The organism is Nonomuraea sp. B12E4, assembly GCF_039871825.1.
GTDB lineage: Bacteria > Actinomycetota > Actinomycetes > Streptosporangiales > Streptosporangiaceae > Nonomuraea.
The window spans coordinates 147,076-164,794 of record NZ_JBDPME010000013.1; the positions used below are offsets into that span (position 1 = coordinate 147,076).

The 17,719-nt window shown below is 68.3% G+C and carries 15 protein-coding genes; 6 read left to right on the forward strand and 9 right to left on the reverse strand.

The window, feature by feature from the left end:
* Window positions 1-12: 12 nt before the first annotated feature.
* The 5 genes from ABGB18_RS27680 to ABGB18_RS27700 all read right to left on the reverse strand — a co-directional run bounded on the left by ABGB18_RS27680 (window position 13) and on the right by ABGB18_RS27700 (window position 4,701).
* Window positions 13-801, reverse strand: a complete 789-nt coding sequence (locus ABGB18_RS27680) for a hypothetical protein (protein WP_347698525.1) — start codon at window positions 799-801, stop codon at window positions 13-15.
* 192 nt (window positions 802-993) lie between these two features.
* The gene (locus ABGB18_RS27685) at window positions 994-1,449 is read right to left on the reverse strand and encodes a response regulator (RefSeq protein WP_347698526.1); all 456 of its coding nucleotides are present in this window, start codon (window positions 1,447-1,449) and stop codon (window positions 994-996) included.
* Entirely contained in the window at window positions 1,436-2,608 is a 1,173-nt protein-coding gene (locus ABGB18_RS27690) for an ATP-binding protein (protein WP_347698527.1), read from the reverse strand. Before ABGB18_RS27690 ends, ABGB18_RS27685 begins: the two co-directional genes overlap by 14 nt.
* Window positions 2,605-3,738 carry a fused response regulator/phosphatase gene (locus ABGB18_RS27695; RefSeq protein ID WP_347698528.1) on the reverse strand — a complete coding sequence of 378 codons (1,134 nt, stop codon included), beginning with the start codon at window positions 3,736-3,738 and terminating at the stop codon, window positions 2,605-2,607. Before ABGB18_RS27695 ends, ABGB18_RS27690 begins: the two co-directional genes overlap by 4 nt.
* A gap of 33 nt (window positions 3,739-3,771) precedes the next feature.
* Window positions 3,772-4,701, reverse strand: a complete 930-nt coding sequence (locus ABGB18_RS27700; protein WP_347698529.1) for a LysR family transcriptional regulator — start codon at window positions 4,699-4,701, stop codon at window positions 3,772-3,774.
* Window positions 4,702-4,836: 135 nt separating this feature from the next.
* Between ABGB18_RS27700 and ABGB18_RS27705 the strand changes: the two genes are divergently transcribed.
* Genes ABGB18_RS27705 through ABGB18_RS27715 form a run of 3 tightly spaced genes read left to right on the forward strand, consistent with a single transcriptional unit; the run spans window position 4,837 to window position 8,242 of the window.
* The gene (locus ABGB18_RS27705; RefSeq protein WP_347698530.1) at window positions 4,837-5,583 is read left to right on the forward strand and encodes a succinate dehydrogenase cytochrome b subunit; all 747 of its coding nucleotides are present in this window, start codon (window positions 4,837-4,839) and stop codon (window positions 5,581-5,583) included.
* Window positions 5,580-7,505 (forward strand): fumarate reductase/succinate dehydrogenase flavoprotein subunit, encoded by a 1,926-nt coding sequence (locus ABGB18_RS27710; protein ID WP_347698531.1) that lies wholly within the window; start codon window positions 5,580-5,582, stop codon window positions 7,503-7,505. Before ABGB18_RS27705 ends, ABGB18_RS27710 begins: the two co-directional genes overlap by 4 nt.
* A complete protein-coding gene (locus ABGB18_RS27715; RefSeq protein WP_347698532.1) occupies window positions 7,502-8,242 on the forward strand; it encodes a succinate dehydrogenase/fumarate reductase iron-sulfur subunit in 741 nt (246 codons plus the stop codon). The genes ABGB18_RS27710 and ABGB18_RS27715 overlap by 4 nt, the downstream gene beginning before the upstream one ends.
* 559 nt (window positions 8,243-8,801) lie before the next feature.
* On the opposite strand, the gene ABGB18_RS27720 is transcribed toward ABGB18_RS27715, so the two are convergent.
* Window positions 8,802-9,281 carry a nuclear transport factor 2 family protein gene (locus ABGB18_RS27720; RefSeq protein ID WP_347698533.1) on the reverse strand — a complete coding sequence of 160 codons (480 nt, stop codon included), beginning with the start codon at window positions 9,279-9,281 and terminating at the stop codon, window positions 8,802-8,804.
* A 295-nt stretch (window positions 9,282-9,576) separates the two neighbouring features.
* On the opposite strand from ABGB18_RS27720, the gene ABGB18_RS27725 reads away from it, so the two are divergent.
* On the forward strand, window positions 9,577-10,503 hold the full coding sequence (locus ABGB18_RS27725; protein WP_347698534.1) for a permease-like cell division protein FtsX: 927 nt from the start codon (window positions 9,577-9,579) through the stop codon (window positions 10,501-10,503).
* Window positions 10,504-10,685: 182 nt separating this feature from the next.
* The gene (locus ABGB18_RS27730; RefSeq protein WP_347698535.1) at window positions 10,686-11,267 is read left to right on the forward strand and encodes a DinB family protein; all 582 of its coding nucleotides are present in this window, start codon (window positions 10,686-10,688) and stop codon (window positions 11,265-11,267) included.
* Window positions 11,268-11,573: 306 nt separating this feature from the next.
* On the opposite strand, the gene ABGB18_RS27735 is transcribed toward ABGB18_RS27730, so the two are convergent.
* The 3 genes from ABGB18_RS27735 to ABGB18_RS27745 all read right to left on the reverse strand — a co-directional run bounded on the left by ABGB18_RS27735 (window position 11,574) and on the right by ABGB18_RS27745 (window position 16,336).
* Window positions 11,574-14,714 (reverse strand): S8 family serine peptidase, encoded by a 3,141-nt coding sequence (locus ABGB18_RS27735; protein ID WP_347698536.1) that lies wholly within the window; start codon window positions 14,712-14,714, stop codon window positions 11,574-11,576.
* A 73-nt stretch (window positions 14,715-14,787) separates the two neighbouring features.
* On the reverse strand, window positions 14,788-15,675 hold the full coding sequence (locus ABGB18_RS27740; RefSeq protein WP_347698537.1) for a CU044_5270 family protein: 888 nt from the start codon (window positions 15,673-15,675) through the stop codon (window positions 14,788-14,790).
* The gene (locus ABGB18_RS27745; protein WP_347698538.1) at window positions 15,662-16,336 is read right to left on the reverse strand and encodes an RNA polymerase sigma factor; all 675 of its coding nucleotides are present in this window, start codon (window positions 16,334-16,336) and stop codon (window positions 15,662-15,664) included. The genes ABGB18_RS27740 and ABGB18_RS27745 overlap by 14 nt, the downstream gene beginning before the upstream one ends.
* 206 nt (window positions 16,337-16,542) lie before the next feature.
* On the opposite strand from ABGB18_RS27745, the gene ABGB18_RS27750 reads away from it, so the two are divergent.
* Window positions 16,543-17,697, forward strand: coding sequence for an RtcB family protein (locus ABGB18_RS27750; RefSeq protein ID WP_347698539.1), 1,155 nt, complete (start codon window positions 16,543-16,545; stop codon window positions 17,695-17,697).
* Window positions 17,698-17,719: the final 22 nt, after the last annotated feature.

The following is a 17,719-nucleotide window of genomic DNA, read 5'->3' on the forward strand; positions in this document are numbered from 1 at the left end:
TGAAGCTGGTCCTTACGCGAACGGAAAGGCGATGATGCCCTTGGCCACCAGTCGGACGTACAGGTCGGCGCCCATGACGGAGAACATCGAGGCCCACGCGAGGGGTTGGTGCTTGGCATTGAGCTTGGACACGAACGTCCAGGCCCGATACCGCAGCGGGTGACGGGAGAAGTGGTTGAGCCTGCCCGCCGTGATGTGCCTGCAGGAGTGGCAGGACAGCGTGTAGGCGTTGATCAGCACGGCGTTTACGATCAGGATCCAGCTGCCCAGACCCTCCGGCTTGTGGACGACCGCCAGGATGGCGTCGTAGGCCAGGATGAGGCCGATGACGATGGCCGCGTAGAAGAAGTACCGGTGGATGTTCTGGATGATCAGCGGGAAGCGGCGCTCACCGGTGTACTTGCCGTGCGGCTCCTGCACGGCGCACGCCGGCGGCGACAGCCAGAACGAGCGGTAGTACGACTTGCGGTAGTAATAGCAGGTCAGCCGGAACCCGCCGGGCAGGCCGAGGATCAGCAGCCCCGGCGGCAGGGTCCACCAGTCGCCGATCGGCGTCCAGCCGAAGAGCTGCGCGCCCTCGGGGCAGGCCACGTCAACCAGACAGGGCGAGGCGAACGGCGCCACGTACGGGTCGACGAAAAAGCTGTTGTCGATGATCGCCCACACACCGTAGATCAGGAACGAGCTGAGCCCGAGGAACGTCAGCAGCGGCGTCAGCCACCACCTGTCCGTGCGCAGAGTGCGCACTTTGACTTGGGCACGCTGCCTTCTGGCCGGAGCTTCGGGCGTCGTCTGGGTCATCGCGGACCTCTCCACCTCCCGCGGACCCTGCCACGCAGTCGGTCCGGGTTTTCGTATCGCAGGGCGCGCGCACGACGTCATCCGCCCAGGCGCGCGTTGGTGGGGCATACGTTACGACGACCGCATCGGGTTTTGTGAGCGGGGTCACTCACAATTTCGATGACCCGCTGTGATTCCTGTCACGTACGCCCGTCAGGCCCCCTGTCCCGGAGACGGGAGCTTCACCACAGTCACAAAGAAATCATCTATTTGCCGGACAACCCGGATAAACTGTTCAAAGTCTACCGGTTTGGACACATAAGCGTTCGCGTGGAGCCGGTAACTGTGTAAAATGTCTTCCTCGGCCTCCGATGTGGTCAGGATCACGACCGGGATCGTGCGCAGCGCGGCGTCGGCCTTGACCTCGGCCAGCACCTCCAGCCCTCCCATCCGGGGCAGATTGAGGTCGAGCAGGATGAGGTCCGGGCGTGTCGCCCCGGCGAAGCCGTTCTGTCTGCGCAGGTAGGCCAGCGCCTGCTCGCCGTCGGTGACCACGTGCAGCCGGTTGCGGACCTTGTTGAGGTCGAACGCCTCCTTGGTGAGCAGGATGTCCCCCTGGTCGTCCTCGACCAGGAGCACCTCGATCGGGCGCCAATCATGCATCGTCATCTCCTGAACCGTCCTTCCCTGCGGCGTCCTCAGCCACGGGCAGTGTCCAGCGGAATGTGGCGCCCCGGCCCGCCGTGGGGCCGTCGAGCCAGAGCCGGCCGCCGTGATACTCGACGATCTTGCGGCAGAGGGCCAGGCCGATGCCAGTGCCCGGATAGACGTCGCGCGGATGGAGGCGCTGGAAGATCAGAAAGATGCGGTCGGCGTACTTCGGCTCGACCCCGATGCCGTTGTCCGAGCAGCTGAACTCCCACATGTCGCCGTTCCTGGTGACCCCGATGTGCACCAGGGGCGGCTCGGCGGAGCGGAACTTGACGGCGTTCTCGATCAGGTTCTGGAAGAGCTGGGTGAGCTGCAGCCGGTTGCCGTGGACGCGGGGGAGGTGGTCCCGCGTGACTGTGGCCCCGGCGTCCTCGATGGTGGCCGAGAGGTTCTCCAGCGCGGTCTCCAGCGCCCGGCCGGTCTCGGTCGGTGCCCGCTCGCCGCTGGTCCGGCCGACCCTGGAGAAGTCGAGCAGGTCGTTGATCAGCAACTGCATGCGCTTGGCGCCGTCCACCGAGTAGTGGATGTACTGCTTGGCCCGGTCGTCGAGCTGGGAGCCGTAACGCTGCTCCAGCATCTGGGTGAAGCTGGCGACCTTGCGCAGCGGCTCCTGCAGGTCGTGGCTGGCCACGTAGGCGAACTGCTCCAGCTCGCCGTTCGACCTGCGCAGTTCCTCGGCCTGGTCGGCGGCCACGCGCCAGGCCGAAACGATGCGGGCGCGCATGGAGTCGACGTGGCTCGACAGCTCGGCCAGCTCCGCCGGCCTGTCCACGTGCAGGGAGTGGTCGAAGTCGCCGCCGGCGACCGTACGGACCTGGCCGGTGAGCTGCGCGATGGGTTTCAGCACCGCGTAGCGCACGATGGCGGCCAGCCCCACACCGCAGGCCAGCAGCACCACGAACAGCACCACCAGGGCCACGTTCAGGCGGTCGAGCTGCGCGGCCACCTCGGGACGCGGGTTCATCTCGCGGGCGCGGGCGCTCATGACCGTGGTGATCGCGACCCCCGCCACGAACGCGAGGCCCCCGACCGTCCCGATGGCCAGGAACCAGCGGGCCACCGGCAGCCTGCCGAGGCCGATCGGCTCCCTGGGCGGCGGCAGCGGGTGGATGCTCATGGTCTCCTCCTCCGCACCAGGACCACGGCGAGGTCGTCGCTCAGCGTGCCCGCGCGGGCGATGAGCCGGTCCAGGTCGATGGTGCCGTGCTCGCGTACGAGGTCGAGCAGGCCGTCCACGCCGAGCAGCCGGTCGCTGTCGCCCACCGCCGCCTCGATCAGGCCGTCGGTGTAGAGCATCATCGACCACTCCTCGCCCAGCGGCACGTCGATCACCCGCCACTCGGCGTCGGGGAAGATGCCCAGCGGCGGGCCCGACGGAGCGCCGTCCACCACCTCGACGACGCCCCCGCGCACCAGCACGGGCGGCGGGTGGCCGACCACGCGCATCCTGGCGTGGCACAGGTCGGGGGTGAGGGTGGCCATGCAGAGCGTGGTGAAGATCTCCGGAGCCTGGCGCTCGGCCCGCAGCAGGGTGTCGAGCGTGCGCAGCAGGCGGTCGCCCGTCTGCCCGGCCAGCACCAGCGCGCGCCAGGCGATGCGCAGCGCCACGCCCAGCGCGGCCTCGTCCGGGCCGTGCCCGCACACGTCGCCGACCACGATGTGCACCGCGCCGTCCGGGGTCTGGACGGTGTCGTAGAAGTCGCCGGCCAGCGTCCCGCCGCTGCCCGGCAGGTAGCGGGTCACGTGCTCGATCGCCGTGGTACGCAGGAGCGCGCCGGGCAGCAGCGCGTTCTCCAGCCGGGCGTTCTCCTTGGTCGTCAGCTCCGCCTGAACCAGCCGGAGGTGGGCCTGGTCGGCGCGTTTGCGCTCGATCGCGTACCGGATGGCCCGGGCCAGCAGCCGCTCGTCGATGTCCCCCTTGACCAGGTAGTCCTGCGCGCCCGCCTGCACGGCCGAGACCGCCACGTGCACGTCCCTGAGCCCGGTCAGCACCAGCACGGCCGTGTGCGGCGCCAGCGCCAGCACCCTCTCCAGCGTCTCCAGCCCGCTCGTGTCCGGCAGGGAGAGGTCCACGAGCACGCACTGGATCCTGGCGGAGAGCCTGGCCTCGGCCTCCCGCAGGCTGCGCGCCCGGAAGATCCGCGGGGGCGCCTCGGCCTGTTTCAGCAGTTCCTCGACGAGGATCGCGTCGCCGTCGTCATCCTCGATGAGGAGCAGCGTCAGCGTTTCTGAGAGATGTGCCGTCAAGACGCCTCTCCGGGAAGTCGGTCCGGTTGGTGCTCATTCTGCGATGAGCTCCACCCCTTGTGGAAGCGTGCCCTCATGCCCGGCCTCCACCACAAATGACAGTAAGGTTTCCCGGAACGCCTGTGCGGCCCTGGTCGGCTCCACGTCCTTGCGGTGGGCCAGCGCGATCGTCCGGGTGAGCCCCGGCGGCGCGAGCGGCGTGCCCGACAGCCCGGGTCGCCCGTCGAGCACCATCGAGGGCACCACGGCCACTCCCAGCCCGGCCTCCACGAAGCGCAGCACCGCGTCCATCTCCCCGCCCTGCACCGCGAGCACGGGCTCGAACCCGGCGTGCCGGCACGCCGCCAGCGTCGCCTCCCGCAGGTCGTAGCCGGGCCGGAACATCACCATCTGCCGGCTGCGCAGCTCCCCGATCTCCATGTACGTGCTCTTCGCCGGCGCGTGTGAGGGCGAGACGACCACGAGGTTCTCCTTGAGGATCTCCCGGGTCACCAGTGAGGGGTCGTCGCTCTGCAGCGGCATGATGATCAGCGACATGTCGAGCTGCCCCCGGGCCAGCGCCCTGACCAGGTCGCGCGAGCCGCCCTCCTCGACCAGCAGCTCGATCCCCGGGTACGCGCGGTGGAAGCGGGCCAGCGCGTCGGCCAGCAGCCCCGCGCACAGCGACGGCGTGGCCCCGAGCCGGACCCGGCCCCGCCTGAGCCCCGCCAGCTCGGCCACCTCCTGCCGGGCGGTGTCGGCGTCGGCGAGCATCCTGCGGGCCAGCGGCAGCAGCGCCTCGCCGGCCGCGGTCAGCGTGACGTTGCCCCGCGCCCGGGAGAACAGCGGGGCGCCCAGATCGCTCTCCAGGGCCTTGACCTGCTTGCTGAGCGACGGCTGGGCGACTCCCATCCGCTCGGCCGCCTGGGTGAAATGCCGGGCCTCCGCCACCGCGACAAAGTACGCGAGCTGCTGCAACTGCATGTGATATTCCTCGCACCGGGAGGGCCCGGCCGGGGTCGACGACCGCCTGACCCAAGCATCATAGCCCCAGGCTATGGAAACCAGACCTGTGATGACTTGGACGGATCATCCCTGGTTAACCTAGCTTCAGATGACGTGACTGCCACGATAGAACGCGGTGCCGCCACCGCGCCTGTTACTCCCCCCAGGGCCGCCCCTTCCCGGAAACGCGTCGGGCTCCTTGGCTCCTCCAACGGTAAGAAAGCCGTGATGGCCGTCACGGGCGCCGTGATGGTGCTCTTCCTGATCGGCCACATGCTGGGCAACCTCAAGATCTTCCTCGGCCACGACTCCTTCAACGACTACGCCCACGCGCTGCGTACGCTGCTGGAGCCGCTCGCGCCCTACCGGACCGTGCTGACCATCATCGAGATCGTGCTCGTGGTCTCGGTCGTCGCGCACATGTGGGCCGCGATCTCGCTCGCGCGCCGCGCCCACCACGCCAGGCCGGTGAAGTACGTCGCCAAGAAGTCGCAGGCCGCCGGCTACACCACGCACATCATGCGGTTCGGCGGGATCACGATCCTGCTCTTCGTCATCTGGCACCTGCTCGACCTGACCTTCGGCGTCGTGAACCCCAAGGGCTTCGACGCGGCCCCCGCCGACCGGATGGTCGCCGGGTTCGACGCGTCCCGGTGGTGGGTGACGCTGATCTACCTCGTGGCCGTCGTCATGGTCGGGCTGCACCTGCGGCACGGCGTCTGGAGCGCCTTCCAGACCCTCGGCTGGGCCAACCGCACCCGCTACCGGGCCCTGCGTATGACCGCCGGGCTGCTGTCGGCCGTGCTGGTGATCGGCTTCCTCGCCCCGCCCCTCGCGATCACGTTCGGAGTTGTGAAGTGAAATATTCGCAGGGCCCCGAGATCCGGGACACCAAGGCTCCTTCCGGGCCCATCGAAGAGCGGTGGGAGAAGCGAAAGTTCAGCGCGAAGCTGGTGAATCCGGCCAACAAGCGCAAGCTCAACGTCATCGTGGTCGGCACCGGCCTGGCCGGCGGTTCGGCCGCCGCGACGCTGGGCGAGCTCGGCTACAACGTCAAGTCGTTCTGCTACCAGGACTCGCCGCGCCGCGCGCACTCCATCGCCGCGCAGGGGGGGATCAACGCCGCGAAGAACTACCGCGGCGACGGTGACAGCATCTACCGGCTGTTCTACGACACGGTCAAGGGCGGCGACTTCCGCTCCCGCGAGTCGAACGTCTACCGCCTGGCCCAGGTCTCGGTGAACATCATCGACCAGGCCGTGGCGCAGGGGGTGCCGTTCGCCCGCGAGTACGGCGGGTTGCTGGACACGCGGTCGTTCGGCGGGGCCCAGGTGTCGCGTACGTTCTACGCCCGGGGGCAGACGGGGCAGCAGTTGCTGCTGGGGGCGTACCAGGCGCTGGAGCGGCAGGTCGCGGCCGGGACCGTGACCATGCACACGCGGCACGAGATGCTCGACCTGATCGTCGCCGACGGGCGGGCGCGCGGCGTCATCGTGCGTGACATGGTGACCGGCGAGATCGAGCGGCACCTGGCCGACGCCGTGGTGCTGGCCACCGGCGGCTACGGGAACGTGTTCTTCCTGTCCACGAACGCCAAGGGCTGCAACACCACGGCGATCTGGCGGGCGCACGAGCGCGGGGCGTACTTCGCCAACCCCTGCTACACGCAGATCCACCCGACCTGCATCCCGGTCTCCGGCGAGTACCAGTCGAAGCTGACGCTCATGTCGGAGTCGCTGCGCAACGACGGCCGCGTCTGGGTGCCGCTGCGCATGAATGACACGCGGGCCCCCGGGGACATCCCGGATGAGGAGCGCGACTACTACCTGGAGCGGATTTATCCCGCCTTCGGCAACCTCGTCCCCCGGGACATCGCCTCCCGCGCCGCCAAGAACGTCTGCGACGAGGGCCGCGGCGTCGGCCCCGGCGGGCTGGGCGTCTACCTGGACTTCCGGGACGCCATCGCCCGGCTCGGGCGCTCGGCGGTCGAGAAGAAGTACGGGAACCTGTTCGAGATGTACGAGCGGATCACCGGCGAGAACCCGTACGACGTGCCGATGCGCATCTACCCGGCCGTGCACTACACGATGGGCGGGCTGTGGGTGGACTACGACCTGCAGACGACGATCCCGGGCCTGTTCGTCATCGGTGAGGCCAACTTCTCCGACCATGGGGCGAACCGGCTGGGCGCTTCGGCGCTGATGCAAGGGCTTGCCGACGGATATTTCGTGCTTCCCACCACTATCGGGGACTATCTGGCTGCTGGTCCGTTCGATGACGTGGACGACGAGGCCGTGGCGGAGGCCGAGATCCGGGTCCGTGCCAAGATCGACCGCCTGCTGGCCGTGAACGGCACCCGCACCCCCGACTCCTTCCACCGCGAGCTGGGCAAGCTCATGTGGGACTACTGCGGCATGGAGCGTACGGAGGAGTCGCTGCGCAAGGCGCTGGAGCGCATCCCCGAGCTGCGCAGGGAGTTCTGGGAGAACGTCAAGGTGAGCGGCACCGCCGAGGAGCTGAACCAGGTGCTGGAGAAGGCCGGGCGGGTGGCGGACTTCTTCGACCTGGCCGAGCTCATGTGCCTGGACGCCCTGGTCCGTACGGAGTCCTGCGGCGGCCACTTCCGCGCCGAGTCCCAGGACGCCGACGGCGAGGCGCTGCGCGACGACGAACACTTCGCGCACGTCTCGGCCTGGGAGTTCTCCGCCACCGGCGAGCCGGTGCTGCACAAGGAACCGCTCGAGTACGAGTACGTCAAGATGACCCAGCGGAGCTACAAGTGAATCTGACCCTTCGTGTCTGGCGGCAGAGCGGCCGCGACGACGCCGGACGAATGGTGACTTATCGGGTAGAGGATGTTTCTCCGGACATGTCCTTCCTGGAGATGCTGGACGTCCTGAACGAGCGCCTCATCGTCGAGGGCGACGACCCGATCGCCTTCGACCACGACTGCCGCGAGGGCATCTGCGGCATGTGCGGCATGGTCATCAACGGCGTGGCGCACGGCGAACAGCGCGCGACGACGACCTGCCAGCTCCACATGCGCCACTTCGAGGACGGCGCCACGATCACCATCGAGCCGTGGCGAGCCGCCCCCTTCCCGGTCGTCAAGGACCTGGTGGTGGACCGCAGCGCGTTCGACCGCATCATCCAGGCGGGCGGCTTCGTCTCCGTACCCGCCGGCTCCGCCCCGGACGCCCACAGCGTCCCGGTACGCAAGGAGGACGCGGACGCGGCGTTCGACGCGGCGACCTGCATCGGCTGCGGCGCCTGCGTGGCCGCCTGCCCGAACGGCTCGGCCTCCCTGTTCACCGCCGCCAAGATCACCCACCTGGGCCTGCTCCCGCAGGGCCAGCCGGAACGCCTCTCCCGGGCCAGGGCCATGGTGGACCAGATGGACGCGGAAGGCTTCGGCGGCTGCACCAACACCGGCGAATGCACAGCGGTATGCCCCAAGGGCATCCCCCTGGACGCGATCGCCCAGATGAACAGCGACTACCTCAAGGCCAACGCCAAGTAAGGCGAGTAGGTGGGCCGCCCGATGCCCACCCCTTGGCCGGCGATGCCCTGGCTGTTAATGGGTGGCGGCGGTTCCTCACGGGGACAGCCACGGCCCGGTTGCGGGGTGGCGGCTGGAGGGCGGGCACGGTCTGGTTGTGGGGCGGCCCGCAGTCCGGCTAAAAGGTGGCCGTGGTCTGGCTGAGGCGGCCACGGTTCGGCTGCGGCCAGGGGGTGGCTGCGGTTCGGCTAAGGGTGGACAGGGCTCAGCCTGCGGAGATTGCCTGGCCACCGCCGATGGTGTCCCGTACAGCGGTGTGGTTTCCGCTCAACCACCGTTCGGCTTGGTAACGCACAACGGAATCGTTGACCCACCACTCGGCGGGACACCACCGGAGCGAGCTACTCGGAGCGGCGTCAAGTCGGTTGGTGCGTGGCTGTCCGTGAGGTCCGGAGCCGTGGGATGGGCTACTGCCAGCGGCGGCAGCCATGGAGGTTGTCGCTGGTGGCGGAAGTGGCGGGCTCGCCGTAAATCAGATGACAAGCTCAGGAACGAACCCCCGGGGTCCGCCCATCCATGGTCACATGTCGGCGGGCCCGCAAGCCTCAGCCACGCCTTGGGGGTCCCAATAGAACGGACGACATTCCAGCATGCGCCCGTCCCGCACGGTGATCAGTTGCAGGATCAAGGTGTCGACGTCCTTGCCGGTGGCGCGGGCCCGGAAACGGACCCGATTCCGCACGATGACGGTGTTCGCGTCCCCCCAATGTTCTTGTTCCAGGAACTCCATCGACTCCCAGACCTCACTGAAAACAGCCAGGAATCGTTCCATTCCCTCATGCCCGCGCCAGACTCCGGACCCGGTGAACGGCAGTCCTGGAGCCTGGTGCAGCACCACCTCCGGGTCCAGGAGGGCAGCGACGGATTCGTAACTGGCCTTGCCGAAACCACCCGCGGCCACGTACGCGGCTTCGGCCGCATAGAACCTTTCCATGACCGTCCACGCATCGGCGGCTCGCTGCCCGCCGGACTGCTCCCCGCTGACCTGGGTCTCTGTCACTGTGTCCATGACCTGAGCGTCCCGCGTATTTCCGGATTTCCAGTGGCGTGAATCGGACCTCTCACTGGCGTCCATGCTCCAGCGCAGGGCGGTTCCTCCCTGCCGTCGCTGACGAGGGCCCACCGGGTCGGCATTGCCGCCGCACGGGGCCTACCTCCTCACCTAGAACGGCAGCCGCCATTCGCTGCGTGAGCTGGGATGACGCGCGGTGATCGATGTGAGCTTCTGACGTGATCCTCGTGCAACGAGAGCCCACCAAGGACTTCCCCCAATGGTCTTCGCGAGGTGAAAGGACATGTCGTCCGACGCCGTCCCCGCGAGTTTTGACTTGACCATGGTCAGGCCGCCAGGCACATTCTGGCGTGTGTCTGTTGGGACGAACATGAGGGATCCCGGCGCCGGTGCCGTCACCACCGCACGCTGGAAGCTGCCGGCGATCATTGTGGCTGTGGCCGCCCTCCTGGTAGGGCTCGGCGTGGGGACCTGGCTCCTCTACCGCTCTCCTCCCGGGCCGCTGCCTCCCCCAGACGCGCCATGGCCGACCACGGGCAGTGTCTCGGTGTTTCTCTGCAACAAGGGGATGGTGCAGGAAAAGTGCGGCGGGCGTGCAATCACAGCCACGCAGACGCGAGAGGTGGAACGCGTCCTCCGGAATACGCCCGAGGTCTCCGAGGTACGTTTCATATCCCGCGCCGAGGCGCTGGCAAAATTCAAGGCGACGTTCGCCAGGAACAAGGAGCTCATCGCGGCGACCAGCGAATCCGACATGCCGCAATCCTTCCGAGCGAAGGTGTCCACGCTGACCGGCGACCACGTCCGGAAGATCGAGGCATTGGGCGGAGTCGTGGACGTGATGACGCTGGGCACCGGCTTCTGGGTCGGCAAGGCCGACCTGGGCATCCATCTCTGCCCGCAGCAGGAGAACGAGAAGGGAACGAAATGCTCCGGGCGCGGGGCGCCCACCGCTGAGGAGAAGCCCGCCGTCTACGAGGCCCTCCGCTCCATCGACAGCGTCGGTCCGATCTACTTCGAGGATCACGTACACGCCGGCAAGGACCGCTATTGGCGGATCTTCGGGAAACCACAGACCAAGTCGTCCGACGCCGCCCCCGAGAGTTTCTACGTCGTCCTTCGCGCCCCTGGGGCCGTGGAGCAGGTCAAGCGGGGGACCGGAAACCTGCCGGGAGTAAAGGAGATCACTGGCGCTTCGCAATGGGAATAGTTTGGAGATGCGGGATTGGCCGCTGGCGGAACCGCCCAACCTGGTGAGTGGGCATGTTCGCGCTTACCGGGAACGGGTCCATTCGGCCGGTCCCGGCCGTACCCACATCGGACGATGACCGCGGCCGGGAGGTGTGGTTAATCGGTTGTCGGCCGTTGTGCGTATCGCCCATGATTGCGGTCATGGCGACGACCCGACGAGCCGACATGTTCACCGAGGACGGCAAGCCATCTGACGACGACCCGCGTGAGCACGGGCCGAGGTTGGGCGACGAGCGCACCACGCTGGTGGAATCGCTGCGCTGCCAACGCCTCACGCTGGAGATGAAATGCGCGGGCCTTGACGCGGAGGCCATGGCGCGGCGGTCCGTCGAGCCGTCGACGATGTCGCTCCTGGGGCTGGTGCGGCACCTGGCCGAAATGGAGCGGGCGACGTTCCGGGTGCTGATGGCGGGGCAGGACGTGCCCCGGTTGTTCTGCTCCGACACCGACCGTGACGGCGATTTCGACGGCGCTGTTCCCGACCCCCAGGTGGTCGCGGAGGCGTGGGACGCATGGCGTACGGAGGTGGACTTCGCCACGCGGTACGTGGCCGAGGCGCCCAGTCTCGACATCACCGGCGACGATCCCCTGAATCTGCACGGCAGCGGTGGAGGGCAGATGTCGTTGCGCGAGGCGCTGTTCGGAATAGTCGAGGAGTACGCCCGCCACATGGGCCACGCCGATCTGCTGAGAGAGCGGATCGACGGCCGCATAGGCCAGTGAATGATCATGGGTACAGCCCGCCGACCGCACAGGCGGCGTGCCGAGCCTGTATGCCGCCGGCCCCCACCGCCGAGACGGATAACCGAGCCGGCTGCGGTCAATCAGTACAACCGGCTGCGGCCTGACGGGCTGGATCCCATCAGCAGGAGCACCTGGCGGCCGCCCGGCGGGCTGCGGACATCGTCATGCGCGGCTGGGAAACGCTGTGACGGTGAGGTGCGGCGGACCGCGTCATGTTCGCCAGCCAGAGCTCTGGATGATTGGAGTGGTGAGGGCGCCGCCTTGGGACGCCCTCACCGTTGTGGATCAGCCGACGGCGTAGGCGCGGGTGATCGTCTGGGTCGCTGCGTTGCCGGCGGTGTCGGTGACCACCGCGCGGAGGGAGACGAACCCGGCCGTACGCGGGTTCGCCAGCATGGCGGTCCAGCCGGAGCTGGTTCGGGTGACCGGGATGCCACGCCAGGTGGCGCCGTCGTCGGCGGACATCTCCAGCCGGATCGACTTCGCCTTCGCTTTCGTGGAGCCGGGATTGCGCTCAACCCACAAAGGCAAGCGGGTCGTGCTGCCCGGCTTGGCGCGGTTGGAGTCGTCCAGGCCCTCGGGGCTGTAGCGGACGGCCATCAGGGGCAGCGGCTGTTGCTTGGCGGTGGTCGCGGACGGGAACGTCCAGACCGATGTCACCTCCGTAGAGAGCGTGGCCTGCCGGCGCATCGACGCGGTCAGCGTGTAGGCGCCGGACCCGGCGGGCACGTCGGCGTGCAACTCGCACCCTCCCGGCTCGTAGACCACGCAGCCGGCGAGGTCGGCCGTGGCCAGCGTCCGCCCGTCCGTGGCGAGGGTGCCGGTGCCGGTGGCGGCGGTGTCGGAACCCGATCTGCCCGGCTGCCCGTCGGCGAACATCCCCACCGCGGAGAAGGTCAGCTTGTCACCGGTACGGCTGCTGCTCGGCAGCAGGAACGACGGTCCGATGACCGCGGTGTTCCACACCTCACTGCGTCGGCCGCGCTTGGCGAGCCTGCCGCCGTCGAAGATCAGCGAGGTGCCGAACTGAAGGCCGCTCTGGTAGGTCAGCCCGGGCGTCCGGTAGTGGGTGAGTTTGCCGGGCAGGGGAATCTCGAGTAGCTGATGCAACCACGAGGCGTCGGGCTCGCCGGTCTGCAGTACTGCCATCGGCGTGCCCGTGGCGGCCATTCCCGAGGCCCGGTAGGTCGCGGTGACCCTCTCCAGATCCTGCTGCCTGGCGTGGTAGACGGGATCTTCAGGGATGCCGTCGGTGCGACGGTCGACGAGGCTGTAGACGTACGGGCTGGGCGAGACGTCCTTGCTGAGCCACGTGGTCTGCAGCGTGTAAGTCAGGCCTGGCCGGTGGACGGGAACGACGAAAAGCTGGCTGTTGGCGTCGGCCGAGCCGCTCGCCCATGAGGTGTTCCAGGCCCCATGCACCAGCCCGAAGTCGTAACCGCGTTGGAGTTCGGCGCTCGGGTCGTCGAGGGTGATCGTGACCGGCTTGCCCTGGCGGGTGTCCACCGAAAGCTGCTGGTCACCGTCATCGACCTGGAACGGGGAGTCGGCGACCGTCTTGATCGACTTTTCGTCGACCTTCTCCGAGATGTCGGCGAAGAAGTTCCAGTCGCCCTTGGTCAGCCGTACCGTGGCCACGCCATCCCGAAAGCTCGGGATATGGACGGCCCCGGTCTTCGCGTCGTAGATCTCGCTGCGGTAGGGCTGGATCGGCTGGCCCTGCTTACCGACGGTCGTGATGGTGACGTTGTAGGACTCCGGCTCGACGTAGGCGCCGGCGAGCGTGCGCACCGTCGTGTCCCCGGAGGTGGCGGTGACGGTTCCGGGATAGTCGCCGGGCTCCTTGCCGGTGGCGTCGATGGTGAGGGGGACGGACGCTTCGCCCCTGGCCGGGACCGTGACCTTTCCGGCCGGCAGCTTCAGCACCTCGCCCTGCGCCGACAGGTCGAGGTCGATCGGGGCGTCGCCTGAGTTGGCGTACGTGATCGTCTTGGTCGTCGTCCGCTCGCCGGTGCCGTTCCAGGGGAAGGGCGCCCAGAGGTTGGCCTGCTTGGTCACGACCTGCTGCTTCAGCACCCGCGTCAGGTCGATCAGCCCGGCGCCCTGCTGGTAGGGCGTGGCGCCCTCGGCGGGCGCGGCGCTGCCGATCAGCGCGGCCTTGAGCTGCGCGCCCGTCCAGTCCGGGTGGCGCTGGGCCAGTATCGCGGCCGCTCCCGCAACGTGCGGGGCGGCCATCGAGGTGCCGCTCATCACGCGGTAGCCGCCCCCGACAGCGGCGGCCGTGATGTCGACCCCGGGCGCGGTCACGTCGGGTTTGATCGCGTGGTCGCTCACGCGCGGCCCCGGGCTGGAGAAGTCGGCTATCAAGCCCTGCTTGTCCACCGCGCCTACGGTGAGTGCCGCCTCGGCACTGCCAGGACTGAGGACACGACCATTAGGGGCGTCGTTGCCCGCCCCCGCGACGAACAGCGTGCCGGTCTGCTCCGACAGCGTGTTCACCGCCTGTTCCAACGGATCCAGCTCCAGGGCGTCGGGGTTGCCGAAGCTCATGTTGACGACCTTGGCCTTCACCTCGACGGCCGCCCACTCCATACCGGCAAGGATCGCCGAGTCGGTCGGGCCCGCGGGTCCGCCTACCTTCCCGATGGCCAGACTCGCCCCCGGGGCCACGCCCCGGTACGTCTCGCCTCTGCCGGCCACGATCGAGGCGACGTGGGTGCCGTGGCCGACGTTGTCGCGCATGTCCGGTTCGTCGCTGAAGTTTCGCTCCTGCGTCACCGCGTCCTTCAGGTCCGGGTGTTCGGTGTCGAGGCCGGAGTCGAGGACCGCGACCGTGACGTCCTTGCCCGTCAGCCCCTGCTGCCACGCCTGCGGTGCGCCGATCTGTTTGACGCTCTCATCCAGCGTGTACGACCTACGGCCGTCCAGCCACACCTTGGTACGGCCCGCCACCAGGGTGCGAGCCCCCATGAGATTCCGCCAGGACTGCGCGGCGTTCGCCTTGGGCACACGGGCCGCGCTCATCCCGAGAGCGGACAGCCGCCGTACCCCCGAGGAGCCCAGTGACGTGGTGATGCCTTGTTCGATGACGGGGATGTCGGGGGTGTCGGCATCGCCGTACCGCCAGGCCAGGAGCTGGGTGACGTCGAACAACCGCCGGTCCAGCACGCCCTGGGCGAGCAACGGCGCGGCATCCGCCGGAATCACGTACAGGTGGCCCCCGCGCACCTGACTGGAGAAGTCGACCTGCCTGCCGGGTCCTGGCTCGACGCGATGCCCCGCCCCCGTGACCACCACCCGGTCACCGGTGATCAGCGTCACCCGGTTGACCTGCTGAGATGGAGTCTGTGGTGCCGGTTCCGGTGCCGGGGTGACACCGATCGTTCCCGCCAGCAGAGCGGCGAGGATCAACTTGCCTAAAGTCATGATCTACCTCATGTGCGAAGGGAAATGATCTCTTTCGGCCTTCACCGAAGGCCGCGATCGGCGGGCGGACCCCTTACTGGGGGAGCTGGTCCGTCCAACCTGTGGTCAGCTTGATGAATCCCTTGTTCGCGCCCGACAGCCCGCCGTCAGCGGTGGGCAGCAGATTGCTACGGGTCACCCGGGAGGTCTTGGGATCGACGACCAGCTTGATCTCCCATTTCCCATCGGGGATCGTCAGCGCCTCCCCGCCCTCGGCCGCGCCCAGCCGCTGCACGTTCGGCAGTGAGGCGAGCGCGCGGAACGCCGCGGCACGGACGTCCGCGGGCGCGGGCAACTCCGCGATCAGCGAGACCAGCGGCAGGAAAGCGATGTCCAGCTCGCCGGGGCCACCGCCCTTTTGCGTCTCGGTGAGCCGCTGCTTCAACGTCTCGGGGTCGGTGGGCAACGCCTTGAGATCCTCCATGCCGACCTCGGCGTTCTCCGGTCCCAGCCAGAACGTGGCCGAGTCCTCCTTCACCACGCCGGGCTCGCGGCCCGGCATGCCCCTGCTCCACCGCCGCCCGTCGCGCGTGGTCCAGCTCTCCTCTCGGAGCCGGCCGTTTTCGCTCTCCTGTTTGATGTGCCAGTAGGTCCCGGAATCCTGTGGCGCACGCTCCGCGCTGGTGGCGGCCATGAGCAGGATGTTCTTGGCAGAGGTCAGTGGCAGGGCGGCACCGGCGGAGGCCGGTGGCTTGACGGGCGCGGGCGGACCCGGGGCGATCACGACGGCGACGGCCGCCGTGAGTGCGACCGCGGCAGCGGCAAGGCCCGTGACCCGCACGGTCCGAGGCCGCCGGGGCCGCCGGGGAGCCGACGTGCGGTCCATCGTGGTCAGCAGCCGCCCCCGCGCGTCGGCCAAGGCGTCCGGGTCGCTTTCCGGTACCTCCGAGCGCAGTTGCTTGATCAGCTCAAGGTCGGTCATGGTCTTCCTCTCTCGTCTCAGCCGGATTGGTGCCGCCCAGAGCGTGCGCGACCTTGCGGCGGGCGCGTGACAGGCGTGACCGGACCGTGCCGATGGGCACCTGCAGCGCCTGCGCCGTCTCCTCATACGTCAGATCGCCCCAGGCGATCAGCAGCAGCACGTCTCGCTCACCGCGGCCGAGCTTCGCGAGTGCGGCGGCCAGAAGTCGCCGGGTGGCCGATGCGGAGACCCGGGCGGCCACCCGATCGTCGAAGGCGGCGACCACCGGGTCGTCACCCGTACGAGCCATGGCCCGGTAACCGCGTACTTCGGCACGCCGGTGCAGGCCGATGACGTTCGTGGTGATGCCGTACAGCCAGGGCAACGCCTCCGTACGGTCGAATTCGTACCGGTGGCGCGTCTCGAACGCCCTGGTGAACGCCTCGGCCACCACGTCCTCGGCGTGCTCAGGTCCGAGGCGCCGCACGGCGTAGCGGTGCAGCACGGCGGCATGCCGGTCGAAGAGCACCGCGAAGCACTCCGGTAGGTCCAGGGAGGCTTCGATGACGGTGGAGTCGTCCTGATGATCCAGCAGGCCCGCTTGACCGCGTACCGATGGCCGGTGGCCGCCGGGAGATGGGGGATCCGTCAAAACGAGCTCCCGTTCTGAGGTGGTTGTCACGACCGTCTTTATCCGTTGGGCTCGACACAGTTCCCATAGGGCACCGAAGCGGTCGAGGCGAGCACGTGTCCCTCCACCGACTCCATGGGGAAGGGACGATCCGGATCCTGGACCCGAACAGCCGCAAACCCATATTCGATAAAATGAGTGGGATTTCCCTGCTGGTGGCGACACACTGATCAAGAACCAGTGAGGAGATTTCTTCCATGCCGAACCAGCCCGCACCGAACCTGCTGTCGTGGGCCAGCGAGATCGACGAAGGCGCGATCATGCAGGCCGCACGTACCGCCCGCCTGCCGTTCGTCTCCGGACACGTCGCGCTCATGCCCGACGCGCACGTCGGCATCGGTGCGACGGTCGGCTCGGTCATCCCCACCGAGAACGCCATCATCCCCGCCGCCGTCGGCGTAGATATCGGGTGCGGCATGGTGGCCACGGAGACCACGCTCACGGCCGCCGACCTGCCCGAGACCCTGGCCGCCCTGATGCCGTTGGTGGAGCGCCGCATCCCCGCCGGCGTGGGCAAGGGCCACGACGACCCGTCCGTGGATCGCGCGCTCAGCGATCTGGGCCTGCCGCACACCGACCTCACCGTCAAGCAGACCAAGAAGGTGGCCGACCAGTTCGGCACCCTGGGCTCCGGCAACCACTTCGTAGAGGTCTGCCTGGACGAGCGGGACCACGTCTGGACGGTGCTGCACTCCGGGTCGCGCGGCATCGGCAACCAGCTCGCCCAGATGCACATCACGGGCGCCAAGAAGCTGATGAAGAAGCAGGCCATCGGTCTGGAGGACCCGGCCCTGGCCTACTTCGTGCAGAGCACACCGGAGTTCACCGCGTACATCGAGGACATGCTGTGGGCGCAGCACTACGCCATGGCTTCGCGGGCGCGGATGGACAAGGTGCTGATCAACGCCCTGTTCCAGGTCGCCGGCAAGGGACAGCGGGTGCGAACCATCAACTGTCACCACAATTTCACACAGATGGAAACGCACTACGGCAAGTCTCTCTGGATCACCCGCAAGGGGGCCATCAAGGCCGACGTCGGTGACGAGGGTGTGATCCCGGGCTCGATGGGCACGCGGTCGTACATCGTGCGCGGGCGCGGGAACCCGGAGTCGTACAACTCCTGCTCGCATGGCGCGGGGCGGCGCATGTCGCGGACGCGGGCGAAGCAGGAGCTGTCCGCCGCCTCGCTGACCCAGGCGATGAGCGGCCGCACCTGGAACGCGGACCGGGCCGCCGCCCTGGTGGACGAGCACCCGGAGGCGTACAAGTCCATCGACCAGGTCATGGCGGACCAGCAGGACCTGGTGGAGGTGCGGCACACGTTGCGGCAGATCTTCAACTACAAGGGATGAGACGGGACTCCGGGCGGGCCGC